Source organism: Paenibacillus antibioticophila (assembly GCF_000455265.1).
Classification (GTDB): Bacteria; Bacillota; Bacilli; order Paenibacillales; family Paenibacillaceae; genus Fontibacillus; species Fontibacillus antibioticophila.
The window spans coordinates 194,780-214,128 of the sequence record NZ_HG005140.1 but is presented as its reverse complement, the minus strand read 5'-3'; the positions used below and the strand labels follow the sequence as shown (position 1 = coordinate 214,128).

Here is a 19,349-nt window from a genome sequence, read left to right as displayed (position 1 = left end):
ATAATGGAACAGTATGGTTCAAATATGGCAGGTTCGGATTTTGTAACCGCAGCAGGGAGAGGATTTTCATGAGGACGGTTCTATCGTTTTTAAGGAAGTACCGGGTTGCGGCTTGTGCTGCGCTGGCGATGATGCTGATTGAGCTGTCAGTGGAGCTGATTCAGCCGCTGATTATTTCGAGGATCATTGACGAGGGAATTGCGGTCAAGGATCTGAACGTAGTTTGGTTGTGGGGCGGTATTTTGCTGGTGAGTGCGGGAATTGCTTTTGTCGCGGGCCTAGCCAGTTCCTTCTTTGCCTCCCATGCCAGCCAGGGCTTTGGATTTGATCTGCGTGACCGGCTCTATGAAAAGGTACAGAGCCTGTCCTATCCGGTATTCGGCAGGTTTGCGACATCATCGTTGATTACCAGGCTTACCGGCGATGTGACACAGCTTCAAGACATGGTATTCATGGGGCTTCGCTTCGCCACCCGGGTGCCGCTCGTTGTCTTCGGCAGTATGATCATGGCTATCGTTGTTCACGGGAGACTCGGCTTGATGCTGGCGGTTTTAACTCCGCTGGTTGTCTGGTTTGTCCTATGGATGATCAATCGGACATCCGCGCGGTTCGGTCAGGTACAGAAGCAGATGGATGCCGTCAATGGCGTCATTCAGGAAAACATGACCGGCATGCGGCTTATTCGCGTATTTGTCAGGCGCAATCAGGAGAATGAACGCTTCCGCAAGCGCAGCGGCGAGCTGATGCAGGGCACGGTATCCGCGCTTCGGTTGTCCGAGACGACCACTCCGGTTCTGTTACTGATGATGAATGCGGGGATTCTTGCGGTGCTCTGGTTTGGCAAAATCGACATTGCAGCTGGAAACGCTTCAATCGGTCAGGTCGTCGCGGTTGTGAACTATGCGCTGCGCACCGTAGGCGCGTTGTCGGCCTTATCGTGGATTATGGCTTCGTACTCTCGCGCCTCGGCCTCGGCGGCTCGGACCATGGAGGTGCTGGGCACCGAGGATCCTTCCGAGGAACAGTGGGAGGAGAAACCGGAGTCTTCGAGAAAGGCAGTCTCTAATAAGATGGAAAAGAAGCAGGAAGATGATTGTATGAAAGGGGAAGTGGAGTTCTCGCGGGTTAGCTTTAGTTACCCGGGCAGCGATTTGAAGGTGCTGGAGGATATTTCTTTCCATGTCCGGCCGGGAGAACGGGTGGCTATTCTCGGAGCAACAGGCTCCGGCAAACCATCACTGGTTCAACTGATCCCCGGCTTGTATGAACCGACCGGCGGCGATATTGCCGTTGACGGCAACAAGATTGGCCTGCTCGGAGCCTTGCGCCTCCGAAGCGGAATCGGTTATGCGCCGCAAGAGGTGATTTTGTTCTCCGGATCGGTGCGCGACAATATCGCCTGGGGGCGGGAAGACGCTGCCTTTGAGGAGATTCAGGAGGCTGCCCGTCAGGCGCAAATCCATGAGACGATTCTCTCCTTGCCGCAGGGCTATGATACGATGCTTGGCCAGCGAGGGGTAAATCTGTCCGGCGGGCAGAAGCAGCGGCTCTCGATCGCGCGAGCGCTGGTGCGAAGGCCTGCCATTCTGATTCTGGACGACAGCACGAGTGCGCTAGATACGCGGACGGAAGCTGCACTGTTAATGGAGCTGGACCGGTTATCCTGCACTACATTCTTGATTACTCAAAAGGTCAGCTCGACAGTCTCCGCGGATTTAATTTTGCTGCTGGATGAGGGCCGTTTGATCGCGTGCGGCAAGCATGAGGAATTGCTGACGGATTCGCCTCTATACCGCCGCATCGCTGAATCGCAGCAGGGAGGAGATCGATATGTTCAAAGCGCTTACTGAGCCGTTTCGCCATCCGTATCCCGGCAAGCTTATTCAGCAAGGCGCCGGAACCGGGAGGAAACCGAAGGCGAGAGCCAGGAACTGGTCCGGCACACTCGGCCGTCTCTGGCTTTATCTGGCGGAACGGAAATACAAGCTGCTGCTGGTTCTGTTCATGGTGCTGCTCAACTCGGGGCTTGCGCTGCTGGGTCCTTATTTGATCGGGGTCGCAGTCGACGATTATCTTGAGGGTGCCGGCGGCCAGCCGTGGCTGCTGTTCCTGGGCGGCCTTGCCCTTGCTTACGGGGCAACGTCATTGACCGGTTGGCTGCAAAATATCTGGATGATCGAAATTGCGCAGGAGACCGTATTCCGGCTGCGCCGCGATCTGTTCGCCAAGCTGCACCGGCTTCCGATTCCGTTCTTTGCGAAGCGGCAGCAAGGGGAAATCATGAGCCGGGTTACGAATGATATCGATAATGTAAGCGTGACGTTGAACAGCTCGGCCATCCAGATTTTTTCGAGTGTTCTGATCTTGCTCGGCACCTTGACTGTGATGCTGATTCTGAGTCCGCTTCTTACCTTGCTCACCTTCCTGGTCGTGCCGCTGATGATGCTAGGAATGCGCTGGATTACAAGCCGGACAGGTCCGCTCTTCAAGCAGCGGCAGCGGGATCTGGGGGAGCTGAACGGATATATCGAGGAGACGCTGTCCGGGCAGCGGATTATCAAGGCATTCTCCCGCGAGGAGCGGGTAATTGGCGAGTTCCGGCAGCGCAACGCCGCCATCCGGGAATCCGGCTTCTGGGCGCAGGCGATCTCCGGCTTCATTCCCAAGCTGATGAATGCCCTGAATAACCTCAGCTTCGCACTCGTCGCCGGCATCGGGGGAATTTTGGCTATTCATGGTCAGGTGACGGTTGGTGTCATTATCGTGTTTGTCGAATATGCCCGGCAATTCACCCGTCCGTTGAACGATCTGGCGAACCAATGGAATACGCTGCTATCGGCCATCGCGGGTGCGGAGCGTGTATTTGAAGTAATGGATGAGCCGGAGGAATCCCGCGATGAGTCCGGAGCCAAGGTGCTGCGTGAGGTAGAAGGGGCTGTGGAATTCCGGGAAGTCAGCTTCTCTTACGATGAGGAACGGGATGATGATATTTTGGAAAGTATCAGCTTTCGCGCTGAGCCCGGGCAAATGATTGCGCTTGTCGGCCCGACCGGCGCAGGCAAGACGACGCTGATTCAGCTGTTGTCCCGCTTTTACGAGCCTACAAAGGGTGTCATTACCCTGGACGGCTATGACCTGTCGAAGATTACGCGAGACAGCCTGCGCGGACATATGGCCTTTGTCCTGCAGGATTCCTTCCTGTTTGCAGGCACGATTCGCGAGAATATCCGTTATGGCCGTCTGGATGCTACGGATGAAGAAGTGGAGGAAGCCGCCAAGCTGGCGAATGCGCACTCTTTCATCACGAGGCTCGCGGAAGGCTATGACAAACGGCTTGGCGTCGGAGGAGATGGCATCAGTCAGGGACAGAAGCAACTGCTTGCCATTGCCCGGGCGATGCTGGCTAATCCGTCCGTCCTTGTTCTGGACGAGGCGACAAGCAGTATTGATACGGTGACAGAGCTGAAAATCCAGGAGGGCTTGCAGCGCTTGATGCAGGGCCGGACCAGCTTCGTCATTGCTCACCGGCTGAATACGATTCGGCAGGCAGACAAAATCCTGGTGCTGCAGGGCGGCAAGCTGATTGAGCAAGGGGACCATGAGGCATTGCTGCGTCAGGACGGATTTTATAAGGAGCTGCATCAGGGGCATTTTGAGGAAGAGGGGGAGGACACGCAGTGAGCTTGTATGAGGCACAGAGCTATTTGCGGAGCATGATTCTGCTGCGTGACGAGGTGCCTACGTTCCGGCAATATCCGTTTGATCTTCCGGCGGTGTCTCGTCTGGACCGTCTTGATTTTCACCCTAAGGTGACCTATATCGTAGGGGAGAATGGCATGGGCAAATCCACCCTGCTGGAGGCTGTTGCCGTGGCGCTGGGGTTTAATCCGGAAGGCGGAACACTGAACTTCACGTTCTCTACCGCGGCGACTCATTCCGAGCTGTATAAATATTTGCGCCCTTCTCGCGGAGCGGCTCGGCCGAGGGACGGCTTTTTCTTCCGGGCAGAGAGCTACTATAACCTGGCGACGGAAATTGATATATTAGACCGGGAAAATAGCTTTGCGCCTCCTATCATCGATTCCTATGGAGGAAAATCGCTTCATGAAATGTCGCACGGCGAATCGTTCTTTGCGGCCTTTATGCACCGGTTCAGCGGGCATGGCCTCTATATTCTTGATGAGCCCGAAGCCGCGCTTTCTCCGTTCCGGCAGATGGCGATGCTCTCGCGTATTCACGAGCTGATCGGCAAGCGTTCGCAGTTCATTATCTCAACGCATTCGCCGATCCTAATGGCTTATCCCGATAGCCGGATCTATCAACTGACTCCTGATGGGATTGCTGAGACGACCCTGGAGGAGACGGAGCATTTCATCATCATGAAGGAATTCGTCAACAACCGGGAGCGCATGCTGCGTGAATTGCTATGAATTATTAGCATTGAAGCTGCGTTGAAAAAGAATACGGGCTGAACTTTCAAGCCTATGGAAAACGGAGGAGATATCTTGATACAGTGGGAATACCGGACTTTAAAAATGATGACCGGCGGTTTTTTGGGCGGCAAGCTTGATGAAGATGATTTTGAAGATGAGCTGAATCAGTACGGGTCATTGCCGCCAGTTTAGGTATAGTGTGAAAAGTTTAAAGGAGGGATGATGTGATGCTCTTCGGTAACTGCCCGGTGCAGCCTATACAAGCTGATAACCACATGTACCGGGCTGAAGGAAGTTAGGTTATCGGACGGCTGCACCTGCTCTTGATCAAGCCATGAATCCAAGAGAGGGGTAATCGTATGAAGAGAAATGAGAATGGACACAACGGGCAAGCTCAGCTTAGGGCTTACTGGGAAGCAGAGGAAGCTAAGGATTTTCAGGGATGGGACTTCTCCCGTCTGTCGGGCCGGATGTTGGAACAGGAACTTCCTTGGAATTACCGCGAGGCCGTGCTTGAACATATGAAGGATGGGACGACCTTGCTTGATATGGGTACCGGAGGCGGTGAATTTCTTTTGTCGCTCTCGCCTCCAAGAGGGAGCACCTATGCGACGGAAGCGTATCCGCCGAATGTGGAGTTATGCAAGAAGAAGCTCCCGGCCTATGGAATTGAGATCAGAGCAGTAGAAAAGGATGAAGAGCTGCCCTTCGAGAGCGGAATGTTCGATATGGTCATCAATCGTCACGAATCGTTCTGCATCTCGGAGGTACGGCGAATTCTCAAGCCGGGAGGTGTGTTCCTTACTCAGCAGGTGGGCGGACAAAACAACCGGGAGCTGTCCCGGTTTCTGCTGGGAGAGGATGCCTCGCATACGGATCCCGGATTCAACCTTTACAATACAGTGCAGGAGCTTGAGCTAAACGGCTTTTCGATTCTAAAACAGGAGGAATACTTTCCGGAACTGACCTTTCTGGACATCGGGGCGCTTGTGCAATTTGCCAGGATCATAGAGTGGGAATTCCCGGGCTTCACGGTAGAACGCTGTTATCCGCAACTGATGAGATTACAGAATCGGCTGCAAAAGGACGGAAAGATCACGAGCCGGGAGCATCGTTTTATGATCATTGCACGTAAGCCGACGTAAGCCGGAGCTTTGAACATAACAAAAAAAGCGGCGGGGCTGTCCCAGTAAGTCTCTAAACACAAAAAGCCGGAAGGAAAAGGTGATATTTTCCATTCGGCTTTTTTTGTGTTTGTAGGAAGTGGCCGCGGCGCGAATGCTTTTTGTACGAATTTTCGTATATAACTGCTCCTTGATGCCATCGACTGGAGGAGTTTGAACGATATTTCATACAAATTACCCTCGACCCCTCGCTTCACAGACGCTTTTATACGATATTTCGTTCAAAATCCTGGATTCAGGCGGTGCGGGAGGGATGTTGTGCGACTTTTCGTACAAAACTCCGCCATGGAACCGTCCACCGAGCGGGGCTGGCTGATATTTCGTACAAAAGTCCGGCAACGCTGGGCATTTAATTTGACGACCTTTCGGGACAGCCCTCCGCTTTTTGCTTTATGTTCTGCAATTTATTGAAAGGAGAGCGCTGGCTCCCACAGCACAACTCTGTCTTCCGCCAGGCTGCTCGGAATATCAATGAGCCGTTGATTGGAGCTGCCGCGATAGAGCAGGGAGGGATCCCGAAGCTCCAGAACGAAGCGGCCATCCACCAATACCTGACAGCGTGCCAGCAAGCCGTACTCGGCAGCATTTTTATCTGCAATCAATTCCTCATAGGTATACCCGCTATAAATCCAGATCGAAATCTCTCCAGCCTGGGCACGCAGCCGATCGATGAAGCCGCTGACCTCAGCCGCAGAGAAGAACGGATCCCCGCCGAGAATCGTCAGCCCGCTGAGTAATGGATTATTCTTAATGTCATTAATAATTTCCTGTTCTTTAACCTCTGTCAATTCCTCGCCATAATCGAAGTTCCAGGTAGCGACGCTGAAGCAGCCTTTACAGTAGTGTCTACAGCCGCTGATAAAGATGGCTGCCCGCAGTCCTTCGCCTTCGTTGATGCTCTCAGGATAGTAGCCGCAGATGTTCATGCTTGGTGCTTAACGCGGTCCCGGACCTCTGCTTGCTTGGCTGCATTGAAGCGAGTCTGGTAATCACCGGTCAGGTAGCCGGTTACCCGGCGAAGACGGCGGATATGAACCTCATTCTCGTGCTTTCCGCAGGAAGGGCAGTTCGCTCCGATAATCCCTTCGAATCCGCAAGCCGAGCAGCGGTCGATCGGATGGTTAATGCTGAAATAGCTGACATTTTGGGACAGCGCATATTGAATGATTTTCAGGAAAGCCTCCGGATTGCTGCGGGCGTTACCGTTCAACTCGATATAAGAGATTGCGCCGGCATTACACAATTCGTGGAACTCGGCTTCCAATGAAATCTTCTTGGCTGCGCTGATAGGGTAATAGACCGGAATATGGAATGAGTTTGTATAATATTCACGATCGACGATACCTGGAACCTTGCCATAGGTTGCGCGGTCGCGCTTTGTAAACTTGCCTGACAATCCTTCCGCCGGTGTGGCGAACAGGGTAATGTTCAGATTATGAAGATCGCTCTGACGGTCGCAGTAAGCCCGCATAAAGGCGACGATTTCCAGTGCCTTCTTGTAAACTTCCTCGTCTTCGCCATGATGCTTGCCGTACATCGCCTTCATGCATTCCGCCATGCCGATGAATCCGATGGACAAGCTGCCATGCTTGATCAGATCGCGGACCTGATCGTCCGGAGCAAGCTGTTCTCCGCCTTCCCAGACGCCTTCACGCATCATGAAGTCCGAGGCTTTTGCCTTTTGTGACGCCTGGATTTGGAAGCGATGAAGCAATCCCTCCAGGGCAATATCCATATAATGCTCCAATTCTTTGTAGAAGCCGCGTTCATCGGCGGTCCGGCGGCGTCCCAGCGCGATACCGTGCTCCAGTCCGAGCTTCACCAGGTTCAGCGTATTGAAGGACAGGTTTCCTTTGCCGGACAGATGGTTACGCCCGAATCGATCGCTCAGCACGCGGGTACGGCACCCCATGGTTGCAAATTCAGTGTCCGGGTTAGCGGGATCATAGTAAGCCAAATTGAGCGGGGCATCCAGGTTGGCGAAGTTAGGGTAGAGTCTTTTTGCCGAGCATTCTGCCGCCTTCAGGAACAACTCGTAGTTCGGTTCGCCCGGATTCTGGTTAACTCCCTGCTTGCACTTGAAGATCTGGATTGGAAATACCGGGGTCTCGCCGTTGCCCAGTCCGCGCATTGTGGCCGTCAGAAGGGCATGGATAACCAGCTGTCCTTCTGGAGAAGTGCATGTCCCATAGTTGATGCTTGTAAAAGGAATCTGTCCGCCAGCCCGGCTGGACATCGTATTCAGGTTATGAACCAGACTCTCTGCGCCCTGCAGCGCCTCTGCCTCGGTCTCTTTCATGGCATATTTGAATGTTCTAGGATATTGTTCCTTCAGATCGGCACGGCCCATATGGACTTCGCCAAGCTCGTCCGTAAATTCGCCTTCTTCGAAATATTCCAGTCCCTTACGGAAGTATTTACTGAAGGACTTGGCTACATAAGGAGCCAGATCATGATCCAGCTTATTCGCCGATACACCGCCGTATTGGGCATTTTGCTGAGATTGGAAAATAATCGCTACAAGCGCCATCGCGGTCATGATGGAATTCGGCGGACGAACGCTGCCGTTTCCCGTGTTAAAGCCTTCGCGGAGCAGACGCTCGAACGGAATGAAAATGCAGTTGGTTGTTCCAATCGCATATTGGTCCAGGTCGTGGACATAAACGACATTATCGCGGATCGCTTGAACAACGCGCGGCGGCATTACAAAATGGTTCGCATACCATTTCGCATATTCACTCCCAAGCTTACTCATCTTGCCGGAGAAGCTCTCCCCGTTCAAATTCGCATTCTCGCGCAGCACTTCAAGATTGCCGGACGAGACAATCTCTTCTCCGAGCTGAATGACCTCATCCAGCATTTGTTCCAAACCGTGACTGGCGTGATTTAATAGTGCCATCCTCATTTCCCTCCGACCCGATAATATAAAAAATAAAAAGGCATCTTTTTGACCCCGTATCGATCAAATGATGCCCATTTCCGCAGCTGAACAGCTTGCCATAACGGCAAAGCAACGATGTGTATGTATTCGCGGTTATCGGACACCTTGTCCTGTTCCTCGCAGGGTCATAACGGTGTCAAACTGCAAAGAGGCAGGTCTCCTGGCTTCCGGCCCGTTCGGCGCCTTCCCGCTAAGCGTTACTCACGCATGCTGCAGTGGTATTGCTGCATATAGCATTGTTGCATATTAGCCGATGGGGCATCAGGACGATGCAGGTTCACTTGGGAATTCACGATTTTCAGCCTTGATCGCATCAAGACCGATTCAAATCGTGTTGCCAAGCTCTCCGGTTACAGTGGCGGGACCGCAGCGGATTTGCACCGCGTTTCCCTATTAAGCTCCGGTAATAGATATTGCCGGAACACCTCTTTGGATACTATATTTGGTTGATGTTTCTAAGAATAGCCCAAGATGTAGTGTTTGTAAACGGACTAATGGCCCACTTCACTATGAAAATCCATTGAAAAAAATGAGAAAGCAAGAGGGATGCGGCGCCGAGAGTTTATGAAGAAATTGTAGAAATATTGGAAACTGTTTCCAAGATTATGAGTGATCCATGATTTTAAAATGGACATTTATTCGACGAGATTAGATGAGATTATGATGAGATGAAATGAAATGAGATTGGATCAGGTCAGGTTAAATCAGATTAGATGGTATCTGTCCTTGCGTGATACAATGGAGGGAGAACAATCGAGTTTCCAGAAAAGAGGAGGGATTCAAGTGGCCATTGCCGAAGTGACCGTCATTCCGATCGGTACAGGCTCAACCAGTCTCAGCAGCTATGTAGCTGATCTCCAGAAGGTGCTGGAGCAGCAGCCGGGGATTACCTTTACACTGACCTCAATGAGCACCATTATAGAAGGATCGCTGGACGATATTTTCTCCGCCGTCCGTGCCATTCACGAAGCCCCGTTCCATTCCGGAGCCCAGCGGGTATCAACCTCGCTTAAGATTGACGACCGCCGGGATAAGGCAGGCTCGTCCGCCCAGAAGCTGCGTTCGGTTCAGGAGAAGCTGGGGGAGTTGGGCTAGTGTAGCTCAGCTGGTAGAGCAACGCTGAAACTTGAATTGCCCATTATGAGCATAATGAGAATAAAATGTCTGTATTTATTTTAACCTAATGACACATCAAGACTCAGGCAGGGCGTGGCCTCCGAGGTTTTCGGGGGCCGCGTTTTTTAGTATAGTGTTTCAAGCTCCTGATCATATAACGTAGCTCATTGCTCTAGAGGGAGGGAATACATAATACGACGTAAATCTGCTATAAAGAAAAATATGATTATGTCGAAATAATAATAGAAAAATGGAATCTCGTTTTTATACAACAAGGAAAGGGGGAGAGTGCGTGATTTTTTGGAGAGGCTTGGGCTTTTTAAGTATTTTCATTCCAGCGGCGGTTTTTGCTGTAATCACCATTGTTTTCAATCTATTTGAGTTTGACACTTCTAGGATTGATGCTCAGCTGCCACTGGCCTTCAGCCTAATTGTTGGAGGAGTTATCGTGTGGCATTTAGGGAAGAAGCTTAACGCTGACTCGAACAAAGTGCTGGTTGATCAAGAGACGGGGCAACAATATCGATTGGGAGTTCTGCATAGCTTTTATTTTATTCCTATGCAAAACTGGGGGCTGATTGGATTGATTGGAGGCTTTATATTGATAATTAATTCTATATTTAGACTTTTTTGAATGGAAGGATTTATGCGAAATATCGTATAAGTCCTGCCTGATTACCTTGAAAAAGCACTTTTTATACGAAATATCGGATAAACTACGGCCAATTCTGCACATAATGTAGAGGCATGTACGAAATATCGTACAAATTCGGCCCGATTTCACCTAGAATGAAGAATTTTATACGATAAACCATACAAAACATAATCGTTTACCGTATGAATTTATGGATTTGTACGAAATTTCGTATAGATGTTTCAGCCTCTTCAACAGAAAATGGGGTGGGATACCGGATCGATTCTGATCGCCCTGTCCTATAGGAACCGTGGTCCCGAACAATTATAAGGCGATATTATCGTGGTAACCGGAATGATCCCAATGATCACAATGATCACAGTCCTGGCGTAGTCCGAAAGGATTTTGCGACATATCCATGTTTTGATCCACGTTTTGAGGCTTGCAAAATTCTAAAAACGAGTTATAATAATTTTCGTTCACTTTTAGTGAAACGCTGGTGTAGCTCAGCTGGTAGAGCAACGCATTCGTAATGCGTAGGTCGGGGGTTCGAATCCCTTCACCAGCATACTTGATAATGCAAGCGTGACGCGGCTTCCGGAGGTTTTCGGGGGCTGCGTTTTTTGTTGAATTATCGAAACGACCGATTGATGAAGGTATAAAAAGTGATAATATGGAAGTGAACACTATAACAAGGTATAACTATAATATATGGATGATCTAATGGGAGATGGGACTAATTTGAAAATATATAAAAGTAAAAAAATTCAAATAAGTATTTCCCTTCTCTATCCGATAGTAGTATTTCTGATACTAAACTTAGCTCCATTACTTCATTCATGGTTATTACCTGCTATTGTTTCAATCGGCTTTTGTTTGTTGTGGGGAAATTTGAGGTATTTATTTTTTTCGACACTTCTTATGTGGATTACCTCAGTTCCTATTTGGTGGTTATTTATTGAGCGATCTAGGGAAGGGGACGGGGCAGAAATATTTATTTCCTCCCTGCCGTTTATCATAGTCGCATTTGTATTTGTGGTATTATTGCCTGAAATTTTGTTGGTGCTTGTCAGAAACAAGTATTTTCTTAAATAGGTAAGACTGAATAGGCAATTGAAGAGATGTTACAAAAGAAGCCCATTCAGCCACCGAATTGAATTTGATTTAGGGAACAAAATAGGGGATTCCCTTTTCCTCCATACAAAGCCAAGCGAGCCTTGGTCCCTTATTCACTGGACCAAGGCTCGCTCGGCTATTTGTTTTACACTTTTGAAAAGAGCCATCTTGTCCGTCAGCTCTTGAACAAGCGTGCTGAGATGAGCCGCAGCCGCCGAGATTTCTTGCATCGTGGATAGCTGCTGCTCGGAAGCGGCTGCTGCTTGCGCCGTTTGGGACGTCGATTTCTCTGTAATGCCGGACACCAGTTCAACGGCTTCGGCCACACGGAGGGCACCTGTCGACATGTCATGCACCTCGGACGATACCTCCTGAGCACGAATACCGACGAGCTTCATCTCTTCCATGATCGAGGAGAATAGCCGCCCGCTTTCTGTGACGCTGATCAGTCCCTTCTCAACCTCAAGCGCAGTGCGGTCGATCAATTGCTCTGCTTGTTCGGTATCGGCACTGATCTCGGAAATCCCAGCTTGTACCAGGTCAGCGGCATCCTTCGTCTGCTCCGCCAATTTGCGGATTTCCGCAGCGACTACGGCGAAGCCTCGGCCTTGCTCCCCGGCACGGGCGGCCTCGACGGAGGCATTCAGGGCGAGAATTTTCGTCTGGTTGGAGATACCGGAGATCAATCCGACCAACGATTCTATCTCGCCGGAGCGCATCCCGAGCCGCTTCATGGCTTCATTGGAAGCTTCCATAGAGGCGGAGATCATGTTCATCTCTCCAACGGCTCGTTGTACAACCTGATTCCCGTGCTCGGTTTGACTGATAACATCCTCGGCGGATGCCGATACGGCTTCGGCCGAGGTAGAGACTCGCCCGACGCTTTCCGTCATCTCCTGCATCATGCTGGCGGCCTGGGAGGCCTCGCTATGCTGCTCCTGCATTCCCTCTGCCGCCACCTCCATGGATGCGGATATCGTCTGGGCGGCCAGCGCGGTCTGCTCTGCGCTGGAAGTCAATTGCTCGGAGGTCGCGCTCACGGTGAGGGCGATTTCCGAGGTTTGTTTCAGCATGTGCCGCAGGTTGGTGGAGGCCTCATTCAGATGAACCGCCATTTGGCCAAATTCATCTTTGGCCCGGATATCCACGGTTTGGGTCAAATCTCCCTTAGCCATGCCCTGCAAGGCATGAACCATCCGCTGAATATTACTGATGACGATGATCCGGGCCAGCAGCCAAATGCCTGCTCCCAGCAGTAGCAGAGCTACAATCCCGATAACCACAGATTCATTTCGGTTAGCGGTATAGGCTTTTAAAATTTCGGATTTAGGAATTGCCGTCTGCACATACCATAACTCATCATCGATAATAGGAATGGGCTTGAACGCCCGGATGATCGCCGCGCCGCTGGCATCTATACTTTGATGAACCAATTGTCCCTGCTGTACCTTTTCGAATACCTGATGGTTATGTTCGGAAGCGAGGAAGGAATTCCCGGCATCTTCCGCATTCTCTCCATTGGCTATGTATAGCCCCCCTTGGGACAGCAAAGAGACATTGCCGCCAAGCGGGTGCTCTTGCTCCGCCGATTGCTGAAATGTATCGAGAAGGAAGGCGCCCCCGATCACGCCAAGAAATTGCCCGTCCTGATCCAGAACCGGCAATACGATCATCGTGAGCAGTTCGGAATTGCCATCCTCGGTGGAGGCATTATAAGGCTCCATGACGATGGCTTGCTTTTCTGATTTGGCTTGCTCATAGGCGGTAAAGGTATCCAGGCCGCCGAAGGGGACAGGCATGATCTGCCCATCATCGAACCGAATGGCGAGGGTTGCCATCCGGCCACCGTTCACGGCATACAGCGGGTCGGCGGTATAGTCCAGATCCTTGCCGTAAGCGTTCGGCTCCCAAACCGTAAATATAGAACTGACGGAGTCGTTATCGTTCAACAGACTTCCAAGAAGGCGAACCATTCGCTGGCGATCAGGATTCCCTTGGGACACCTCATCAAGAAAGGTGGAACGTAAGGATGCCAGTGAGGCCACAGTGTTTTGCACAATTTTGGTATGATTATCCGCGAAATTTTGTCCTGTATTCTGGGCCTCCAGCATCCCTAGATCCATACTCACTTTATTTAGCAGCGTCAAGTTCCAGCTAATCAGAACAGTAAAAGCAGCCACGAGAATCACAGTAGATAAGGCGATGAACTTGACGATCACCTTCTGATTTCTAAACCATTTAAACATGGATGGTCTCCCCCTCATAAATTTCGGAAATTTCGATCAAGCGGATTTCGAAGGGCTCCAACACCGTGTGGATCGTTAATATGTCGCTGGTGAAGCACAGTTCTTTTTCAATCCTGGGAATGGATATTTGGCGCAAGTAATCTACATCGGTAGCGGACCAATCGGCGGCCTGACCCAGATTCAAGGCGTTATCATACGCGCTGCCGTAGCTGCGGTTGACGATAGAATGCTTGATCTCGTAATGTCCGGCCAAGGGGGCAAGCTCCAGCCGAAGCTCTCGTTTGGTTTTGTTGGGAAAATGCGAGTAACGCTCCTTGTGCGAGATGCTGATTGAGATGCCATTGGCGTAAATATCATCATAATGGTGGTAGTTATGCAGCAGAATTTGGTAATTCCTCCCTTGCCGGGCGATGAAATAGCCCTCTCCCCGATCTACCAGCTCATCCCCAAGCCGATTCAAGAAGCAGAAGGCATGATAGGCCGGCTTCTTGATGTTGTTATACGTAAATAAGCCCAGCCCGCCATGGAACAATTGCTGCGGCAACCGGTTCTCTTCGTGCATGTCGGTCAGGAGCCAGTAGCCGAAGGAGTCCAGGCGATCATAGTTTTCAGTAATATTTTTAATCACATAGGAGGATTTGAAGCAGGTATCGCTCATCAAGTCCTTGTGAGATACGGTGGAGTTCCACTCCGTCATATATACCGGCAGATCGGACAAGCTCTCTTCCAGAAGCCGCTCCTGAAGCCGATCGATGAATTGCTGGAAGGAATCGGTCACCGGGCTGAGATTAAGCTGCTTGTCCATGCTGAGATGGTTGTTCTGCGGCACAAGGTCGATATCGTAATAATGGACGGTGATAAAGTCGGGTAGACAGGCATGATCCCGGCTGAAGGACAGGAAAGAGAACAGCCAATCCTCGCTTTTGTTGTAGGTCGAGAATGCGGCAGGTCCGCCGAAGGATAGCAGCGGGTCGATGCTCTTCACCGTATCGTAGGTATTCTTGTAGAGGGAGAAGAACGTCTCGTCCTGCTTAAAGCCAAATAGCAGATTGGACGAGCTGGGCTCGTTCCATACGCAGAACATCCAGCTTCGCACCTCCCTGATGCCGTATCGTCCGATCAAGTGCCGCGTCAGCGTCTCGACCAGACGGTTCCACTTGTCCATATCCTTGGGCGGACTGGTGTTCATGTTGGCATAGAAGACGGTTTTGGACAAATCGCTGGCCAGCTTGCCGGGCATGAATGAAAATTGGACCAACGGCTTCAGTCCAACGGACAGCAGAAAATCGAACGCCTTGTCGATGAGTCGGAAATTATAGATGGCCTTCCCCTCAGAATCCTCGCCGTACACCATAAGATCATCATCCAATAGCCCATGCATCTTGATATAACGGAACCCGATTTCCTGCTGCGCCGTACGCAAGGCTTCCTGGACATCGGCAAATAGCACTTCCTTCACCCGGCTCACGCCGATGAAGTTCTTGAAGTGGTGCTTCAGCTCTACGGTCGGCTTGTTCACATCAACCTGGCATATGGTGGAGAGCTGCTGCAAATAAGTCTGTGGTGGTGCTGCGACCAAGGGCTCCCCCAAATTATTCTCGATGAACAGGGAGATTTCCTCATGATAGGAGTGGGGCTCGTCCTGATAATAATTGACGGACTTCTCCTTGGTCGTCTCGATGCTTCCCGATACTTCTTCCGCATGCTTCTTGCGCCATATGCTAGGAAGCTCTCCGTATTTCTCGCTGAAGGCCGTCACGAAGGAACGTACATTGGGAAAGCCGTTCTTGGCGGCAATCTTGTCGATTGTCAAAGACTCATTCAACAAATCGTTCACCGCATAGTGCAGGCGCAGGTCCTTTAAATACTCACTGAAAGATAAACCAAGCTTCTTCTTGAAATACTTGGACAAATAAGGAACGGACAAAAATTCTTGCTTTGCCACCTCTTGCAAGGACAACGGTTCATTGTAATGACTGTTCACATAATCCAGAATGCGGCGCAGCCGATCCAGGGCTTCCTTGGGCTGGCGGGTGCCTCCCTGTTCCTCGCTGCTGAAATGGGTGCATAGCTCGTATATCAATTCATAGACGAGGGAGGCATTCTTGAGATCAATAAACTCTGAAGCATTGATGTTATGCTGGAGGATTTGAGCGACGATCCGTTTGATGTTCCTGAACATTTCGGGTTGGTTCGTCTTGGCCGTATTGCAGTCAAAGTACATCTTCTTGAGATCCACGACCACTTCCTTGAGCAGCTCAAGCTTGATTTGCAAGGCAACCATGGTCGCGTCCTCGGAATGCAGCTCATGCACCTCGTTGGAGTTAATGAGAATCAGATCTCCGGCGCCTAGCTGATAGGAGACATTATTGACATTGATATCGACCTGTCCTTTCATGGTTACAATAAGCTCTAAGGACTGATGCCAATGTCGGCTAACATTGCCGATCCGGTGCAGGAAAAATTTGATGGGCAGCTTTTTCGGGAAGTTGATAATCTCATGGCGAAATTCCAAGCTCAAGCACTCCTTGATGGTTGGTTTGTTAATTCCATGCTTTTTCCAGAGTGTACTAAATATTAATTCAATCCACAATACTAAAGAGTGAAATGTTGGAAAATGGGGATTTAGGTTAAATATTTGCTCTATGAATGATAAAAAGTACAGTTAAATTTTAACCCCTCCTATGCTAAGATATTTAGTTTCCCAGGATATAGGATCCTTGGAAACTAGATTTGGGACGCTTTCAGCAGAAAGTGTGCTTTTTTGTTGTCTGCGGCTCTCATAAGGGGGAGATTTTTAACTTTGTGTCAGCATTTCTAGGATTTGGCGATTATGATTGGTTAAATTATTGCCCTAATGAAGATAAAAGAAGCAGTTATCGCTCATTCTCAATCATGTTACACTGGGGCCACGGGAAGTAAGCGATATCAATTAAAAGGATGTTCAAAAAGTCGTCTTCCCAGGACGAAGCTGTTCAAGAAGTGGATTCGACATCGAATCTTGAATTCACCCGGGACAAGCGTATGCTTTCGGAGTATGTTTCTTTCAGAAACATTTGAGGTGCTCACGTACCCACTACGTACGCTCCGCTCCTCAGTCCCTAGCTTCATCCAACCTTCTTGGTCCTGAAAACACGACTTTTTGAACAACACGTACTTGAAGGAAGGTTGACATGGACAAACCCGTTTTTTTAGAAACCAGAAACATCGTGAAGAGATTTAATGAGGTTTTGGCCGTGAACAAGGTGAGCATGAAGATTTATCGCGGGGAGATTCGCGGGCTGATCGGTGAGAACGGTTCCGGTAAATCAACGATCTCTGCCATGATCAGCGGCTTGCTGCCGAAGACGGATGGGGACATCTATGTCGAGGGTGAGCCTTATGCTCCCAGGAACCCGCTGGATGCCCGGGCCAGAAAAATCTCCATGATTGTGCAGGAGACCGGAACCATTGGTCCTTTATCCATTGCGGAGAACATCTTTCTGGGAGATGAGGATCGTTTCCTGCGCAGAGGCTTTGTGGATCGCAAGCGAATGCTTGAGGAAGCGGAGAAGGCGCTGGAGCTTGTTGAGTTTGGTCCGGTAGATGTAACGAAGCCCGCCTTCACCTTGAACTTCGAGCAGCGGAAGCTGATCGAAATTGCGAGAGCGTTATATCACGAGCCGGAATTGTTCATTGTAGACGAGACGACCACCGCATTGTCGCATGACGGAAGACTTCTGATTCATCGGTTGATGCACAAGCTGCGTGATCTTAATAAAGCAGTCTTATTTATCTCCCATGACCTTCCCGAGTTAATGGAGGTCTGCGATGCGCTGACGATCATGCGGGACGGTGATTTAATTACGACAATTGACCGCGAAGACTTTGAAGAGAATCATATCAAGCAGTCTATGGTCGGCAGAGTGATCGAGGGGGACTACTATCGAAGTGATGATGTTGCTTCGCGTGGAGAGCAGGCCATGATTCAAGTGAAGGGCGTTCATACGGACATGCTTCACGATATTCATCTTGATCTGTATCAAGGTGAGATTCTCGGAATCGGCGGATTGTCCGGCAGCGGTATGCATGAGGTAGGGAAGGTCATTTTCGGTGAGCTCAAGCCCGATCAGGGGGAGGTTATCGTATACGGGTACGGGAAGCAGGCCGGGGGAGAGCTATATCCCAACAAGGTAAGAAATGTTCAGACTGCGATTGCCAACCGGGTCGGATACGTGTCCAAGGACCGGGACCGGGAGACCTTGATCATGGAAGCCTCAATCAAAGAGAACCTCGTACTGTCGGCTCTCGGGAAGCTGACTCAATTCGGTCTCGTCTTGCCTGGAGCGGAGAAGAAGTCCGCCCGTAAGCAGATCGAGGGGCTGAATATCAAGGCCAGCGGGATGAATCAGCGGGTAGGGGAATTGTCGGGGGGCAACAAACAAAAGGTGTCTTTCGGTAAATGGATCGGCAACGATTCCAAAATTCTGATCCTCGACAGTCCAACCCGCGGCGTTGACGTTGGCGTGAAGACGACGATGTATCAACTGCTCTACTCGCTGAAGCAGCAGGGCTATGCGATCTTGATTATCTCGGAGGAGCTCCCCGAATTAATCGGGATGAGCGACCGGATTCTGATGATGAAGGACGGGAAAATCAATAAGGAATTCCGGCGGGACGAGCATTTAAGCGAATCTATGCTGATCGACTACATGATTTAGGCAAGGCGGTGAGAAACAACCATGAAACTATTTTTCAAAAAGCATCAACATACGCTGATCCAGTATGCCGGACTGGCGCTCGTATTGCTTGTGTTTACGCTCATGACAGATGGAGCTCTGTTATCTGAGTTCAACGTTCGAACAATACTCAAGCAGCTGGTCATTTTATTTACGATAACGGTGGGCATGATCTTCATCTTCTCGCATGGCGGGATGGATATTTCCGTAGGGGCGGTGCTGGCGTTAAGCTCGATGGCGGCTATCTACACGATGAACGCAGGCGCGCCGCTTGCGCTAGGCATTCTGGTGGCTGTATTGGTATCGGTCATCTGTTATATGGTCAATGTGCTGATTGCCAACCAGTTTGGCCTCATGGCCGCGATTGCTTCACTAGCGATCATGATTGTATCCCGAGGGATCGTCACCTATCAGGTGTCAACCTCTGTGACCAAAATTGCTCTGGAGGATGCCAAGCCATTAAGGGAATTGGGAAGAAATATGCCCCTGATTGTGACCATTATCGTGCTGGTTGGCGTGGTTGGTTATGTATTGTTCCATTTGACGAAAATGGGCAAGCAAAACAAAGCGATTGGCGATAACCCGCTGGCCGCGTCACAGAGCGGTGTGCGAGTAAAAAGAACCAAGGTGATTGCCTATCTGCTGGCAGGTATTCTGGTGGGCTTCGCTTCCGTTCTCTCCTTGTCCCGTTCAGCGGTCATTAGCGAGAATACCGGGATGGGGCTGGAGATGGATGTTATCGTCGCGCTGATCCTTGGCGGCATGGCGCTCAACGGGGGCAGCCGCTCCAGAATGAGCTCGGCCTTCGTGGGGAGCATTACATTAGTATTGCTGAACAACGGCTTGGTGATGGTGGGCGTTCCGCCTGAGGTGGTATCGCTGGTGAAGGGTGTGATTTTCCTCGCTGTCGTGTTCCTGCTTCTGCGGAGACCGGCCACTGAGGTCATGCCGAGATAAACAA

Annotated in this window: 14 protein-coding genes, 1 tRNA gene and 1 riboswitch; of the genes, 11 read left to right on the top strand and 4 right to left on the bottom strand. The window is 50.5% G+C overall.

Features of this window, described 5'->3' with window-relative positions:
- The first annotated feature begins 68 nt into the window (after positions 1 to 68).
- The 5 genes from TX85_RS14875 (at position 69) to TX85_RS14860 (ending at position 5,578) form a co-directional block, all read left to right on the top strand.
- Positions 69 to 1,850, top strand: coding sequence for an ABC transporter ATP-binding protein (locus TX85_RS14875; protein WP_044480298.1), 1,782 nt, complete (start codon positions 69 to 71; stop codon positions 1,848 to 1,850).
- Positions 1,831 to 3,681: an ABC transporter ATP-binding protein gene (locus TX85_RS14870; protein ID WP_044480297.1), complete on the top strand. Its 1,851-nt coding sequence runs from the start codon at positions 1,831 to 1,833 to the stop codon at positions 3,679 to 3,681. The genes TX85_RS14875 and TX85_RS14870 overlap by 20 nt, the downstream gene beginning before the upstream one ends.
- A gap of 32 nt (positions 3,682 to 3,713) precedes the next feature.
- The gene (locus tag TX85_RS14865) at positions 3,714 to 4,430 is read left to right on the top strand and encodes an AAA family ATPase (protein WP_044480822.1); all 717 of its coding nucleotides are present in this window, start codon (positions 3,714 to 3,716) and stop codon (positions 4,428 to 4,430) included.
- Positions 4,431 to 4,484: 54 nt separating this feature from the next.
- A complete protein-coding gene (locus TX85_RS26545; protein ID WP_233500761.1) occupies positions 4,485 to 4,625 on the top strand; it encodes a hypothetical protein in 141 nt (46 codons plus the stop codon).
- Between the two features lie 167 nt (positions 4,626 to 4,792).
- Complete coding sequence (locus TX85_RS14860; protein WP_044480296.1) at positions 4,793 to 5,578, top strand: class I SAM-dependent methyltransferase; 786 nt, start codon at positions 4,793 to 4,795, stop codon at positions 5,576 to 5,578.
- Between the two features lie 443 nt (positions 5,579 to 6,021).
- On the opposite strand, the gene nrdG is transcribed toward TX85_RS14860, so the two are convergent.
- Together nrdG and TX85_RS14850 are read right to left on the bottom strand one after the other, a co-directional pair.
- The gene (nrdG, locus tag TX85_RS14855) at positions 6,022 to 6,543 is read right to left on the bottom strand and encodes an anaerobic ribonucleoside-triphosphate reductase activating protein (RefSeq protein ID WP_044480295.1); all 522 of its coding nucleotides are present in this window, start codon (positions 6,541 to 6,543) and stop codon (positions 6,022 to 6,024) included.
- The gene (locus TX85_RS14850) at positions 6,540 to 8,516 is read right to left on the bottom strand and encodes an anaerobic ribonucleoside triphosphate reductase (protein WP_044480294.1); all 1,977 of its coding nucleotides are present in this window, start codon (positions 8,514 to 8,516) and stop codon (positions 6,540 to 6,542) included. The genes nrdG and TX85_RS14850 overlap by 4 nt, the downstream gene beginning before the upstream one ends.
- A 175-nt stretch (positions 8,517 to 8,691) precedes the next feature.
- Positions 8,692 to 9,002, bottom strand: a riboswitch (cobalamin riboswitch).
- Positions 9,003 to 9,341: 339 nt separating this feature from the next.
- Between TX85_RS14850 and TX85_RS14845 the strand changes: the two genes are divergently transcribed.
- From TX85_RS14845 to TX85_RS14830, 4 genes are all read left to right on the top strand, one after another.
- The gene (locus tag TX85_RS14845; RefSeq protein ID WP_044480293.1) at positions 9,342 to 9,653 is read left to right on the top strand and encodes an MTH1187 family thiamine-binding protein; all 312 of its coding nucleotides are present in this window, start codon (positions 9,342 to 9,344) and stop codon (positions 9,651 to 9,653) included.
- Positions 9,654 to 9,966: 313 nt separating this feature from the next.
- Positions 9,967 to 10,308: a hypothetical protein gene (locus TX85_RS14840; protein WP_044480292.1), complete on the top strand. Its 342-nt coding sequence runs from the start codon at positions 9,967 to 9,969 to the stop codon at positions 10,306 to 10,308.
- Positions 10,309 to 10,803: 495 nt separating this feature from the next.
- Positions 10,804 to 10,876: transfer RNA gene (locus tag TX85_RS14835), tRNA-Thr, on the top strand.
- 143 nt (positions 10,877 to 11,019) lie between these two features.
- A complete protein-coding gene (locus TX85_RS14830; protein WP_233500760.1) occupies positions 11,020 to 11,403 on the top strand; it encodes a hypothetical protein in 384 nt (127 codons plus the stop codon).
- 134 nt (positions 11,404 to 11,537) lie between these two features.
- Here TX85_RS14830 and TX85_RS14825 read toward each other — a convergent pair whose 3' ends face one another.
- A complete protein-coding gene (locus TX85_RS14825) occupies positions 11,538 to 13,670 on the bottom strand; it encodes a methyl-accepting chemotaxis protein (RefSeq protein WP_044480291.1) in 2,133 nt (710 codons plus the stop codon).
- Positions 13,663 to 16,191, bottom strand: a complete 2,529-nt coding sequence (locus TX85_RS14820) for a GH39 family glycosyl hydrolase (protein WP_148444371.1) — start codon at positions 16,189 to 16,191, stop codon at positions 13,663 to 13,665. The genes TX85_RS14825 and TX85_RS14820 overlap by 8 nt, the downstream gene beginning before the upstream one ends.
- A gap of 688 nt (positions 16,192 to 16,879) precedes the next feature.
- On the opposite strand from TX85_RS14820, the gene TX85_RS14815 reads away from it, so the two are divergent.
- Both TX85_RS14815 and TX85_RS14810 read left to right on the top strand, forming a co-directional pair.
- The gene (locus tag TX85_RS14815; protein WP_233500759.1) at positions 16,880 to 18,370 is read left to right on the top strand and encodes a sugar ABC transporter ATP-binding protein; all 1,491 of its coding nucleotides are present in this window, start codon (positions 16,880 to 16,882) and stop codon (positions 18,368 to 18,370) included.
- A 21-nt stretch (positions 18,371 to 18,391) separates the two neighbouring features.
- Positions 18,392 to 19,345 carry an ABC transporter permease gene (locus TX85_RS14810; protein ID WP_044480286.1) on the top strand — a complete coding sequence of 318 codons (954 nt, stop codon included), beginning with the start codon at positions 18,392 to 18,394 and terminating at the stop codon, positions 19,343 to 19,345.
- Positions 19,346 to 19,349 lie beyond the last annotated feature (4 nt).